Annotated in this window: 10 protein-coding genes; 6 read left to right on the forward strand and 4 right to left on the reverse strand. The window is 38.2% G+C overall.

What is annotated here, in order from left to right:
- Positions 1-235 precede the first annotated feature (235 nt).
- The 6 genes from BM073_RS15905 to BM073_RS15930 all read left to right on the forward strand — a co-directional run bounded on the left by BM073_RS15905 (position 236) and on the right by BM073_RS15930 (position 9,626).
- Positions 236-2,476 carry a xanthine dehydrogenase family protein molybdopterin-binding subunit gene (locus BM073_RS15905; RefSeq protein ID WP_091655326.1) on the forward strand — a complete coding sequence of 747 codons (2,241 nt, stop codon included), beginning with the start codon at positions 236-238 and terminating at the stop codon, positions 2,474-2,476.
- 322 nt (positions 2,477-2,798) lie between these two features.
- On the forward strand, positions 2,799-5,423 hold the full coding sequence (locus tag BM073_RS15910; protein ID WP_091655327.1) for a ligand-binding sensor domain-containing protein: 2,625 nt from the start codon (positions 2,799-2,801) through the stop codon (positions 5,421-5,423).
- Positions 5,423-5,830 carry a response regulator gene (locus BM073_RS15915; RefSeq protein WP_091655328.1) on the forward strand — a complete coding sequence of 136 codons (408 nt, stop codon included), beginning with the start codon at positions 5,423-5,425 and terminating at the stop codon, positions 5,828-5,830. The genes BM073_RS15910 and BM073_RS15915 overlap by 1 nt, the downstream gene beginning before the upstream one ends.
- A gap of 213 nt (positions 5,831-6,043) precedes the next feature.
- The gene (locus BM073_RS15920) at positions 6,044-6,502 is read left to right on the forward strand and encodes a (2Fe-2S)-binding protein (protein ID WP_091655329.1); all 459 of its coding nucleotides are present in this window, start codon (positions 6,044-6,046) and stop codon (positions 6,500-6,502) included.
- A 12-nt stretch (positions 6,503-6,514) separates the two neighbouring features.
- Positions 6,515-8,776: a xanthine dehydrogenase family protein molybdopterin-binding subunit gene (locus tag BM073_RS15925; RefSeq protein ID WP_091655330.1), complete on the forward strand. Its 2,262-nt coding sequence runs from the start codon at positions 6,515-6,517 to the stop codon at positions 8,774-8,776.
- Between the two features lie 121 nt (positions 8,777-8,897).
- Positions 8,898-9,626, forward strand: a complete 729-nt coding sequence (locus tag BM073_RS15930) for a DUF4397 domain-containing protein (RefSeq protein ID WP_091655331.1) — start codon at positions 8,898-8,900, stop codon at positions 9,624-9,626.
- Positions 9,627-10,036: 410 nt separating this feature from the next.
- Here the strand turns inward: BM073_RS15930 and BM073_RS15935 are convergent, their stop codons facing one another.
- From BM073_RS15935 to BM073_RS15950, 4 genes are read right to left on the reverse strand one after another with little or no spacing between them, the layout of a single operon-like run.
- Positions 10,037-11,392 carry a hypothetical protein gene (locus BM073_RS15935; RefSeq protein WP_091655332.1) on the reverse strand — a complete coding sequence of 452 codons (1,356 nt, stop codon included), beginning with the start codon at positions 11,390-11,392 and terminating at the stop codon, positions 10,037-10,039.
- Entirely contained in the window at positions 11,379-11,927 is a 549-nt protein-coding gene (locus BM073_RS15940) for an RNA polymerase sigma factor (RefSeq protein ID WP_245756441.1), read from the reverse strand. Before BM073_RS15940 ends, BM073_RS15935 begins: the two co-directional genes overlap by 14 nt.
- A gap of 29 nt (positions 11,928-11,956) precedes the next feature.
- Entirely contained in the window at positions 11,957-12,148 is a 192-nt protein-coding gene (locus BM073_RS15945) for a hypothetical protein (RefSeq protein ID WP_091655333.1), read from the reverse strand.
- A gap of 25 nt (positions 12,149-12,173) precedes the next feature.
- Positions 12,174-13,181 carry a hypothetical protein gene (locus BM073_RS15950; protein WP_091655334.1) on the reverse strand — a complete coding sequence of 336 codons (1,008 nt, stop codon included), beginning with the start codon at positions 13,179-13,181 and terminating at the stop codon, positions 12,174-12,176.
- Between the last annotated feature and the right edge of the window lie 10 nt (positions 13,182-13,191).

The raw sequence follows: 13,191 nt of genomic DNA on the forward strand, positions 1-13,191 counted from the left end.
CTAGTTCCCATGGAGCTAGCCTTTTTTTGTTTTCTATTTTTAATAATCCTGTTTGAATTCCGTAAGTATCTTCCAGCTAAGTGCTTTATTTTCACATTGAAGTAAATATTATTCCCCGATACCCAGGAAAACATTAACTTCTAGCTTATTATCTGCAAATCTAACCCTTTGAGGATGCACTAGAAATGGTAAAACTTTGATTTGCGGTTTCACTTTCTTTAGCCCAAAATTTCCAATGAATTATCCAGACAATAAATTGAATAGAAGATCATTTCTGAAAGTTTCCGCACTCGCGGGTGGAGGTATGATTCTTAGTTTCAATTGGCTGGCAGGCTGCAAACCTAATTCTTCCGAAATTTTGGATTTGCCTAAAGAATGGTTCAGGCTCAACGGCTATATCAAAATCGGTGAAAATGGGCTGATCACCATCATGTCACCCAATCCAGAAGGTGGTCAGAATGTGAAAACTTCCATGCCCATGATAGTTGCTGAGGAATTGGACGCAGACTGGAAAAATGTAAGAGTAGAGCAAGCTCCCCTGGACACTGAAAATTTTACTCGGCAATTTATCGGAGGAAGTCAGGCGATCAGAATTGGTTGGAATGCCTTGAGAACAGCTGGTGCTACAGCCAGACAACTTTTAATCAATGCAGCAGCCGATCAGTGGAAGGTGCCTGCTTCGGAAATCAAAACCGAACCCGGATTTCTTATACATGTTCAATCAGGAAAAAGAGCACAGTTTGGAGAAATGGCTTCCTACGCAGCTTCTCTTCCTATTCCGGAAAATGTAGAATTGAAAAAAGTGGACCAATTCAAAATTATTGGCACATCTCAGAGAAATGTAGATATCCAAAAAATCATTACTGGGAAACCACTATTTGGGATTGATTATAAGAAGGAAGGCACTTTAATAGCTATGATTATTCATCCACCTTCATTTGGAATGAAGCTTAAATCCTTTGATGCTTCAGAAGCACGAAATATGCCTGGAATCAAAGGGGTTTTTGAATTCAAATCATTAGAAGATGACTATGTTAGAACATTCTTCGACACAGTTACCTTCACTGATTTAATTGCAGTTGTGGGAACTAGCACTTGGGAAGTCTTAAATGCAAAAAAAGCCATCCAGGCTGAGTATGAACCTATCTCCGCTTATGTAGAAAAAAGAGATCGATTTGGTTCCGAAGAAAGCAGGATAGTTCCGGCTGGTCAGGAGAACACAGAATCTCAGGCAGAAAAAATGAGAATTGCATCCCTAAAACCGCAAGAATTAAGAAGAGATGGAAACCCTGAAGAAGCTTTTAAAAAGGCATCTAAGGTCATTGAGAAAACTTATACAGGACCATTTCTGGCCCATAATTGTATGGAACCGATGAACTTTTTTGCCCATGTTCAAGGCGATAAAGTAGAATGTGCAGGTCCTCTCCAAAAACCTGAGTTAACAGAACAGGCTCTTTCGGTAAGATTAGGCATACCTGTTGAAAACATCCATATTGAAATGACCAGGTTGGGAGGAGGATATGGAAGAAGGTCCTATGCTCATTGGTTGATTGAAGCGGCTGTTATTTCTCAAAAACTCAATGCTCCTATCAAATTGATTTACACGAGAGAGGATGATATGACTTCGGGAATTTATAGGTCCCGATACCAGGCAACTTATCGGGCTGCCTTGGACGAAAACAATCAGTTGATAGGCTTTCATATCAATGCAGGAGGATTACCCGAAAATCCCATATACCCAGATAGGTTTCCAGCTGGTGCGGTTGAAAATTATCTTGCCGAGGGTTGGGAAGTTCCTTCCAATATCACCACGGGATCTTTCCGTGCTCCGAGATCAAATTTCATGGCAGCCGTAGAACAATCCTTTTTGGATGAAGTAGCAGAAGTTGCTGGGAAAGATCCTATTGATTTCAGATTAGAGCTATTGGAAAAGGCCAAACAAAATCCAGTGGGAAAAAACAATGATTATGATCCAGCACGATATGAGGAAGTCATCAAACTGGCACGTGAAAAATCAGACTGGGCAACAAATAAAGAAGGTATAGCTAAAGGATTTTCAGCCTATTTTTGCCATAATTCTTATGCTGCTCAAGTGATGGAGTTAAAAATGGAAAATGGACAGGCTCTTATAGAAAAGGTAGTCTCTGCAGTGGACTGCGGAATCGTGGTCAATCCGGACGCTGCCAAAAATCTCTGTGAAGGTGCAGTGGTGGATGGAATAGGTACTGCGCTTTTTGGTGAGTTGACCTTTGAAGAAGGCAAACCGAGCAAGAGTAATTTTGATCAATATAGGATGATCCGAATGAAAGAAGCTCCAAAAGTTATTGAAACCTATTTTGTGGATAACCAAATCGATCCAACAGGCTTGGGAGAACCTGCATATCCTCCTGTATTTGCAGCCTTAGCAAATTCCCTTTACCAGGGTACAGGCCAAAGATTTTACGAACAACCTTTTATCAAACAGCTTCAAAGCTGAATTTCAAAACCTTTCAACTTAACTTCATTTTTCCTCAGAAGACAATTTGAACTGCGGAAAATCAAGGAATAAAAGTTGATTCTTGAAAGTGAAGGTCATAAATCAATTAAAACCCTGCACTCATTTTTTCAAGATCATTATTTTTTCTACTAAAAAAGTATTGATTTACCCGCTTTTTATCTTAAAAACCCTTAATTTTCCAATGTATATAAGTTCTTTCCTACTTATTCCAAAATACTTTAAAGGTATTTATTAAGCCTACCCAATCGACCCAGCTACTTAATTGATAAATCCTTTGTTTTCTAGATCACCCATATATGTAATGCTGTGCCTAATCAGTCTTTTGGTTGGGTCTCAGAAGCTTTCAGCACAAGCCCCTTTGTTTCCCAAAAACTCCAATTACATAGTGGAAAACTGGGACAACTCTAATGGGCTTCCGCAAAATGCTGTTTTTGCTATGGAAAAGGATAACCATGGCTATTTTTGGGTAGCTACAGAAGAGGGGCTTACTCGCATTGACGGATATTCTGCAAAGGTTTTTGATCAGGAAAATTACCCCCTAATGCAAGAGCAGACCTATTATACTTTTTATAAATCAAAGGCTGGAATTTGGGCAACGGGAGATAGAAGTATTGCGCTGCTGGAAAAGAATATCAGAAAAATCATAGACTGTACCGGCATTACCAATGATACATGGATAAGAGCTGTCACAGAAATCGACGGAGGCAAATTATTGATTGGAACAGATGCCGGTGATATTCACCAATGGGAGAACGGAACCTTCACTGAACTAGAAATATGGAAGCATGAATTTCCAATGGAGATTTACAGTTTTTTCCAAATCGATTCATACAAGCTTTTGGTAGGAACAACTAGAGGCCTATACGAGCTGAACTTGAAAGCAAATACCAAAAAATTAATTTCAGCAGACAGCCTTGGAGTTTATAAAATATTTGGGACTTCTAAAGAGATCTATATTTTTTCGCCTGAAGAAGGTATTTTTCAAATGAACAAAGGCTATGAGATGGAAAAAATAGTCCCAATTAGCCAAATCAAAGACATTAATCTTAGTAGCCTGATAGTTGATTCTGATAAAAGAATTTGGGCAGGATCATTACAACAAGGTTTGATGATGATCAATCAGGGACAAGTCACAAGATTTTCCTACCCTGAATTGAAAAATTATACGGTAAGAAAAATTATTAAAGAAGATAACAACCTGTTTCTAGGGACTTTAGGAAAAGGACTCCTCATTATTAAACCTGCAAGCGTAAATCAGCCAAATCACGAAGAGCTGAGGAATAAGAATGTCAAGGCTATCTACCAAAGTGAGGATAGCAGTATTTGGATAGGAACAAAAGCAAATGGACTCCATCAGATTGATGGGAGTAAAGTTAAAATCTGGACTCAAAAAGATGGCTTGATTCAGGATAACAACACCAGCCTAGCTTCAAGAAACGGCAAACTTTACTACAGCTCCACCTCCGGTATCTCTGTAATTGACATTCAAAGAGGGAAAATTATAGAACAGATTACAGAAGAGGATGGGCTAAGAAGTAATTATGTACATGCCCTATTCAGAGACTCTAATAATCGCTTGTGGATCCTGACAAGAAAAGGAGGAATACATTACCTTGATGAGAATGACAAACCTCAAAAGATTAAGCTTCCTGAGAAATTTGATGCAACAAGGTTTGTAAGTGCCCTAGAGCTCAAAAATGGTCAATTATTAATCGGTTCTATGAATGAAGGTATTCTTCGATTAGAGGATACCGTCTTCGTCGATAATAAAAGACTTCCTTTGGCTCCTGGTGAAGATGTGATTTACAGCATGTATGAGGATGCTGAAAATGACCTTTGGTTCGGTACACATGGAGGGCTTGTATTACTGAAAGGAGATCAAATCAAAATTTTAGGAAAGATCAATGGTTTGAAATCTAAAACTGTATACAGCATAACGGACGATGGAAAGCGTGGAATTTGGATCAGTAATAATTTTGGGGTTCAATATTTTTCTTACTCAGAAATAAAAAAGTTTAAAGAAAGTGAGAATGAAAATGTATTGATCAGCTCAACTTTATATGATGAAAGATTGGGTTTGCCTAATTCTGAGACCAATGGTTTGATTTTTCCTGCTGCCATACAAGATTATAGTGGTAAAATCTGGATCCCAACAGTCGAGGGAGTTGGGATAATCAACCCACAAACCATTTCTAACAGTCCCAATGATTCAATTAGTTTTTACTGGGATGAACTCAGGATAGGAGAAGAAAAATCTGATATTCAGGGACCAATTCGTATTCCTGAGGGAGTTAGGATGTTTCAAATTTCATTTAATCTTATTGATTTTGAGAATCCTGCTCAATATTCATTATTTTATAGAATAGACAATGAAAATGATAATTGGCTTCCAATAAAGAATCAAAGACAATTGTTTTTCAATGGACTAAAACCTGGTGACTATACCTTAGAAATTAAAGTCCTCAGATACGGCGAAGAAGATAAAGTTTATTCTCTTCCCATAAAGGTTTCTGCTTTGTTTTTCGAAACTTTAACCTTTAAAATTATAATAGGAATTGTCGCAATTCTTCTTCTTTATTTCATTCTACAATCTTATTTCAATAAGAAATTAAAGAAAGATTTGGAAGAGAAAGTCATTCAGAGAACTTCTGATCTTAGCCAAGCAAATGAAAAATTAAAGGAGGCTCTGGAAGAAATAGAAAACCAAAATATAATTATGAAACAGCTTACTTGGAATCATTCACATCTGCTTAGGGCTCCGCTGACTAGGGCGATGGGGATCAATCACCTGTTGATCAATTATTCCAAGTATGAGGGGATAGAAAAAAGCAAAGAAGAATTAGAAAAAGAACTTCTGGAATCATTGAAACAAGTAGATGAGATTATTAAGGACACTCATACAAAATCTGAAAATCTCACAAAGTAATGAATACCTTTCTTCCAAATGTGTTGGTAATAGATGATGATCCGGGAATACTTTTCTTACATAAAATTATCATAAAGGGAGAGGGATTACATCCAAACCCGATTACTTTTTTTGATCCTGAAGAAGCATTAAATCACATTCTGGAAAATGACATACCTGAAAAAGGTATATTAATCTTTTTGGATATAAACATGCCTAGAATGAGCGGATGGGAATTACTCAATCATTTAGAAAAGGAACTTCGCCATGTAAAAGTCAGAGTCGTGATGGTCACCTCTTCTTTAGATCGATCTGATAAAGAAAAAGCCCAAAAAAGTCCTTTTGTCATGGATTTTTGGGAAAAACCGCTCAATGAAAATCAAATTGCTCTAGTTGCCAAACAAATCCCCATCTGGTTTGAAATGTAAAATACTCTAACCTTACATTGGCTTCCTAATACCCTTTAGTGCATCGAAGATTATCAGACTTATCAAAAATTATTTTTCAGGAATACTCACTTTTATTAAAGTAACAGACGGCCACTTTTCAAGCAATCAATTGATTACCATAAGCTTCTATTTGATTTTTGTAAGGACACTTGGTCAAATAATAGCTAAATTGAGTTCTAAAATTTAACAGATATGGCTCAATATAATCTCAATATCAACGGTAAAAGTCTTAAAGTAGATGTAGATACAAACACTCCTATGCTTTGGGTATTAAGAGATCATTTGGATATGGTAGGCACCAAATTCGGATGCGGAATCGCACAATGTGGCGCTTGTACCATTCATTTGGATGGAAACGCAGTTAGATCTTGCCAACTTCCTGTTTCTGCAGTAGAAGACGCCAAAATCACAACTATCGAAGGACTTTCTGAGAATGGAGATCACCCCGTTCAGCAAGCTTGGATGGAGCATGATGTCCCACAATGTGGCTACTGTCAAGCAGGCCAAATAATGACTGCTGCCGCTCTCTTACAGCAAAATCCAAGCCCAAGCGATGAGGAAATTGAAAATGCCATGAATGGGAATATTTGCCGTTGTGGAACTTACCTGCGAATAAAAGCAGCAGTAAAAACAGCTTCCCAAAAACTTTAAAACTCTGAAATCATGACCATTGTAAATACAAAATTGAATAGAAGATCATTTTTGAAAGTATCCGCACTAGCGGGTGGCGGCATGGTATTAAGTTTCAGTTGGCTTGCAGGCTGTAAGCCTACATCCAAAGAAATGCTGGAGATGCCAAAAGAATGGTTTGAACTCAATAACTTCATCAAAATTGGTGAAAATGGAGCTGTCACCCTTTATTCTCCAAACCCAGAATTCGGTTCCAATGTAAAAACATCCATGCCGATGATACTGGCAGAGGAACTGGACACAGACTGGAAAAATGTTTTCGTAGAACAAGCTGATTTTTATCCTGAGAGATTTGATAGACAATTTACTGGAGGAAGCCAGGGGATCAGGCAAGGTTGGACTCCATTAAGAACGGCCGGTGCCACCGCAAGAGCCATGCTTGTGGCAGCAGCAGCTCAAACCTGGAATGTTTCTGCTTCCGAAATCACTACAGCTGCAGGTCAAATAGAACACAAATCCAGTGGAAAAAAAGCACATTATGGAGAATTGGCTTCCCTAGCGGCTACTATGGAAGTACCGGAAGAAGTTCAATTAAAAGAAATAAAGGATTTTAAAATCATTGGTAACTCCAAGAAGAACGTAGACGGGGTCAAAATCCTAACCGGAAAACCACTTTTTTCTTTAGACCATAAAGTGGAAGGAATGAAATATGCAGCGATTGTTCACCCACCTGCATTCGGTATGAAATTGAAATCATTTGACAAAAATTCAGTTTCCGGAATGCCTGGTATCATGGATGTTTTCTCTGTTTCTTTATTTAATGATGATTATAATAGAAACTTTTTTGACACCACTACCTTTCCTGAGATTATTGCCATAGTGGGTAATTCCACGTGGGAAGTCATGCAGGCAAAGAAGAATTTGAAAGTTGAATGGGAAAAAGCTCAGGAATCAACTTTCCCAATGGCCGGCAGAGGTGGAGCAACAATTACTGCGACTGTCCCTGCTGGTTTGGAAAACACAAGCAGCCACAAAGAAAGGATGGCTGAATTCACAGCAAAACCGGGAAACATCCTCAGAAAAGACGGGGATCCGGAGGGAGAGTTTAAGAAAGCAGCAAAAATCATTGAAAGAACTTATACCGCTCCGTTCTTAGCTCACAACACCATGGAGCCTATGAATTGCTTTGCGGATGTCAAGGGTGACAAGGCTGTGATTTATGGACCTACTCAAGCTCCAGAATTCATTATGGGAACCTTGGTGCAGGCTTTGGATATTCCAAAAGAAAATATTCAAATCAACCTTTCAAGAATGGGAGGCGGATTTGGAAGAAGAGCTTATAGCCACCATATGGTAGAGGCTGCCCTTATTTCACAGAAAGTTCAAGCCCCTGTGAAGATGGTTTACACACGGGAAGATGATATGACTTCTGGTGTGTATAGACCCACTTATACTGCAACATACAGGGCGGCTTTGGATGAAAACAATAACTTAACTGCCCTCCATGTCAAGGCAGGTGGAATTCCTGAGACTCCAATTCATCCTAACAGGTTCCCTGCGGGAGCCTTAGATAATTACTTGGCCGAAGGATGGGATATTCCATCAAATATCACCATCGGTGCTTTCCGAGCTCCAAGATCCAACTTCATCGCAGGAGCAGAGCAAAGCTTCTTGGACGAATTGGCTGAAGAGATGGGTAAGGATCCAATTGATTTCCGCTTGGAATTATTGAAAAGAGCAGAAACAAACCCTGTTGGGAAAAACAACGATTATGATGCCAAGCGATACGCTGGTGTATTAGAACTGGTGAAAGAAAAATCAAACTGGAATAGCCCTAAAGACAATGTGCATCGAGGGGTTTCCGCATACTTCTGTCATAACTCTTATGTAGCTGAAGTGGTAGATACTGTCATCAAAGACAATAAGCCAGTAGTAGAAAATGTTTATGCTGCGGTGGATTGTGGAATTGTGGTTAATCCAGATGCCGCTGCCAATATGGGAGAAGGAGCAATTGTAGATGGAATAGGAAATGCCTTCTTTGGAGAATTAGCCTTTGAAAATGGAGTTCCCAGCAAAAGCAATTTTGATAAGTACAGAATGATTAGGCAAAAAGAGTCTCCTAAAAAAATCGAGGTTCATTTTGTTCAAAACAACGAAGACCCAACAGGTTTGGGAGAACCACTCTTCCCTCCTGTTTTTGCAGCTTTAGCTAATTCACTTTACAAGGCAACTGGAAAGCGTTATTACGAACAACCATTTGCACCACAGCTAGAAATGCAAAATTTGAAGATGTAAATAACTTTAAATCAAGATTATGGCCTGAATCAATTATTTTCAGGCCATTTTTTTTGTGCTAAATGAAGCGAATTGATAAATGGAATCGTCTAGAGAAGGAATTTAAAAACATTCAAACACTATGATTAAAAGTTTCATTTCTTCACCCAGATTCAAATCTAAATGGTCGTTGGTTGCCACTTTAATTGGTTTACCACTACTGGTCAGTGGATGTCTTAATAATTTCGATACGCCACCCGCACAACCAGCAGCTTACATTTCAATTTACCAGGGATCTCCCGATGCGCCTGCAATGGATATTTTTGCAAATCAAAATCGGGTGAATAATCAGCCCTTAAATTTCGCAGAGGTTCTTGCTTATAGTCCGTTTTATGTAGGAGAAAGATCCTTCCGATTTTCCTCTTTTAATTCAACGACTACTCTGCTTCAAAAAGATTTCACAATAGAACAAGATGCTATTTATTCCATGTTCGTTTTAGACAGAGTAGCTGATTTGGATGCTATCCTGATTGAAGACGAATGGACCTTGCCTTCAGCGGATTCTGCACAGGTAAGGATGGTGCATTTGTCCCCAGATACTGGAGAGGTTTTTCTACAATTTTCTAATCTCAGCACTCCTGTAACAAATAATATGAATTTCGGGGATGACTCAAACTTCACCATGGTGAAGAAAAACACCTATAATGTTCAGGTGAAATCTGTAGCCACAGGAGAAGTACTCCTAAGCGCAAATGATGTACAGATCAACGGGAATCGAGTCTACACTTTTGTATTGAGAGGATTAGCGGAAACAACTAATCAAACCCAGAAAATGGATTTACAACTCATTACCAACTATGTAAATTTTTAAATGCCTCATAATGAAAAAATCCCGGGCCATTCGGTCCGGGATTTTTTTTTACCTATTCTATAACTGTTTAAAGAATATGAGCTTCAATTCTAAGGCTAATAATCCATTGTTTGATCCCATTAAACTTCCAATCTTATAGATGCTATCCACAACCTTTTAAGCCCAATGAAATTAAAAATATTCCTTTATACGATGCATCAAATCACTTCTAGCCAAGCTAGATTTTAATGTTCGCTCTTATAAACCCCTCATTTAATCCTTATTAAAGAGACATATATTCAAGCCTAGGTCTTCAATTCTAGCATTATAGCTTTCAAATTATCTTAACGAGATCTAGCCAAGTCTTTGGGTCAAAAAAAAACCAACTCAAATAGAGTTGGCCTTTCTGAAGTAATCAAACCCCTAAATTATTATTCTTTTCCTCCTCCAAAGTTCACTTTGAAAGAAGCTCCAAAAAAGCCCGGATTATCTCCAAACCCTGTAAACTGTCGTAAAGGATAATTGTAAAATGGCATCAATACATAGCTGCTTTTTTCAGCCTGAAGCAGCCTGATATTCAATCCAAAATTCATAGTGGCTAAAGGGTAAAATCTACTATCTACTGATTCCAATGTTCTAGTCTGAACCACATCTTCATTCAAAGTGCGGAATGAATTTGCGGCTGAAGCATCTGCCACAGTTACTTGTCTGGTAAAGGAAGTCTCTAACTCTGCCTGCTGATTGAATGCGTAGAAATTGGAGAAACCTGCTTGAACGGACAGAGAGTTAGACCTAGTAATGGGGTACTTGAGGTAAATCGGAATTTCAACCTGAGTCTGTCTTACAATTATTGTTTCTGTAACTGTGGCTATACTCATGTTAAAGCCCACCATTGGCCTATTGGAAACATCACTTTGCTGATTCAGCAAGTTCAAGCCTAAGCCTGACCCCAAAGTCAATTTCCCTGGAAGATCCAAATTCACCATTACCCCCATAGCTAAGGTATTTCCTGAAATTGATTCTCCATTTTGCCTAGCTGAACCAAAACCTGGTGCCACACCTAATCCATAGGATAATGAAGATTTTTCTTTAGGAATAGGATCGAATTCAGGCTCTTCTTTGAAAGCTATTAGCGGCTTGCCTTGTTCAACTTTACTTTCAGACATCAAAGACTCTTTAGCAATCAAACCACTTGTAGTAGAAATCTCTGATTGGCTTTTTGACTTTATTTCTTCAATATTTTCAGCCTGAGCTATCACTTTTTGAGTGAATGGAGATTCTTGTGATTTCAAATCACTATTTAGCTCCTTGGCATCTTTTACTACTTTAATTGGCTGTTTTGGAGAGTCCTTGGATGCAATGAGAGATTGATTGTTTTGCTTTTCTATTAGGCCATTTGACTGTATGGTATTCTTAGATTTTCCTTGTGGGATAACTTCTTGAATACCTTCTGATTTTCTCTCCGTCTCCACTGAGGGAGAGGATTTAGAGCCTTCTTGATGAGCTTCTTCAATTCTATTTTCTTCTACGACTTTTTCTGTTCCCTGGGAATCTTCTGCTAATAGAGGACTTTCCAATTCTGAGTTTGGAAGCAAGAAATAAAAAGTCGCTATCAATAGTAAGCTTGCTGCCACCCCTCCGATCCACCAGAAGAATGGTTTAATTTTAGAAGCTCCCCGCATTTTCTCAAAGCTCTCCCAGGCTCCTATTTCGTAGGGCTGATTTCCTTCTTCCTGATATTTTTTCAGGGAGTCCGCTATCTGTTTGCTCAGCTTATCTTCCTGCATATTCTTTTAAATGTGTGTGAACTAGCTCCCGAAGTTTGGCTTTGGCACGAGCTAGATAGACCCTGGAAGAACTTTCGGTGATTTGGAGTCTCCCAGCTATTTCTTTATGACTATATCCTTCCACTTCGTAAAGGTTGAACACCAACTTCTGATCATCCGGAAGTTGATTTAATAAGGCAATCAGATCTTCATAAGCCAAATTACCAATGGCATTTACTTCATGAAAAACCTCCGTCTGTTCATTGATTTCCAGTTGCTCTCGTATTTTTTTGTTTTTTCTATAGAAATCAATCGAGGTATTCACGGTGATTCGTCTCAACCAGGATTTCACAGACTGAAACTCATCAAAATTTTTAATCGAACCGAAAAACTTCAGAAAAGAGTCATTGACTATCTCCTTAGCCAAATCCCGATCTTTGGCATAGGAGAGACTGATACCCATGACATAGCCATAGTATTTCTTAAAAAAAAATTCCTCATGTTTTGCTGAGCGCCGTTTGCAACCGGCAATCAACTCTTCGTCAGACCAATTCAATACAAAAGACTTAAAATCCGGGCTTGTCCTTATTCAAACGCTCCTTGTCCTGAAGCAGGTTTCGGTTTATTTTCCTTTTCTGTTATGGGATTGTTTCTAATAGCAGAAGTTTCAATTTCTGGCTCGATAGCAATTTGTTCAATTTCCAATTGATCCGAACCAACTGGAAAAGAAAAGCTACAAAAGAGTAGAAAGACCGCTACTTTCAAAAACAATTTCATATCCTTTTTTTTTAGGATACGAACACTAATTATCCAACGCTACACTGATACCATCAAAATGATAAAAAAACTCATTCTCATCAAAAAATATCGCTAATTTTCTACCCGTTTCAGCGTCATAATAAACTGATTTAGAAGACTGAATACCATTTTTATTTTCCTCCATGATCTGGGTAAAAATCCATACAAAAGAATTAGATCTAGTAAAGTATTGAAAATCTGAGTTAGATTTTTCGAGATCAATTTCTCCATCCAATTCGACTTTTTTCTTCAATTCTGTAAAATCAAGAAGTTCTATACCTTTTGAAAAAGAAGGCCGCAAGTTAATATTTGGAAAGCTGGGTAGTTTTGAAATATGCCCTTTAGAATTAACATAAAAATCAGTGGAATATTGAGATATTCCTGCTTTTGGATTAGAGTAAGAAAGACAGATTCTATATCCTACTTCACCAGGCTGATAAACTATCCTTCCCTCGGCTTGATTCATTTCATCCGCTATAAACCTATAAATAGAAGAAATGTACAGCTGCTTTAACAAACCTGGCCCAATTGCATCAAGTAGTTTGGTCTCTACTTTTTCAAACAATTCTTTTGGAAGATCCTCCCACTCGCGAAAGGGTCTAGGGTAATATTTTTTATAGATTGGCTCTCCACAATTCTGGTAGATGGCTTTTTTACCAAGTCCATTTTGGTTTGGATCAGGCCTGAGTAATACTGTCAGCGTATCTGATTTAATCAAATCGACCTCTATCCACTCTGGAAAATATTTTGAATGATTGATGCTTAAGAAAAACTCATGATTGGACTTATCTATAGGTTGGTCAGACCAAGGTGTATAGGAAAACACATCTTTTGAACTACGTAAAGAGATGCTAGCAAAGTTAATAAATCCATCTTGTACTAATTCTGCATTGGGATAATTGATGGTCGCACCACTTTCTTTATCCAATATTCTAAAAAATGATTGAGCCTCGACAGAGTTGGAAATTATTATTAGCCAGGCCAATGAAACGAAGATTCTAATATTTTGCATAAGGAAAATT

The sequence above is a fragment of the Algoriphagus ornithinivorans genome (genome assembly GCF_900115305.1).
GTDB lineage: Bacteria > Bacteroidota > Bacteroidia > Cytophagales > Cyclobacteriaceae > Algoriphagus > Algoriphagus ornithinivorans.

Bases quoted from the DNA above. Each gene is read 5' to 3' on its own strand.
- BM073_RS15905 (WP_091655326.1), top strand. From the start codon at position 236: ATGAATTATCCAGACAATAAATTGAATAGAAGATCATTTCTGAAAGTT.
- BM073_RS15910 (WP_091655327.1), top strand. From the start codon at position 2,799: ATGCTGTGCCTAATCAGTCTTTTGGTTGGGTCTCAGAAGCTTTCAGCA.
- BM073_RS15915 (WP_091655328.1), top strand. From the start codon at position 5,423: ATGAATACCTTTCTTCCAAATGTGTTGGTAATAGATGATGATCCGGGA.
- BM073_RS15920 (WP_091655329.1), top strand. From the start codon at position 6,044: ATGGCTCAATATAATCTCAATATCAACGGTAAAAGTCTTAAAGTAGAT.
- BM073_RS15925 (WP_091655330.1), top strand. From the start codon at position 6,515: ATGACCATTGTAAATACAAAATTGAATAGAAGATCATTTTTGAAAGTA.
- BM073_RS15930 (WP_091655331.1), top strand. From the start codon at position 8,898: ATGATTAAAAGTTTCATTTCTTCACCCAGATTCAAATCTAAATGGTCG.
- BM073_RS15935 (WP_091655332.1), bottom strand. From the start codon at position 11,392: ATGCAGGAAGATAAGCTGAGCAAACAGATAGCGGACTCCCTGAAAAAA.
- BM073_RS15945 (WP_091655333.1), bottom strand. From the start codon at position 12,148: ATGAAATTGTTTTTGAAAGTAGCGGTCTTTCTACTCTTTTGTAGCTTT.
- BM073_RS15950 (WP_091655334.1), bottom strand. From the start codon at position 13,181: ATGCAAAATATTAGAATCTTCGTTTCATTGGCCTGGCTAATAATAATT.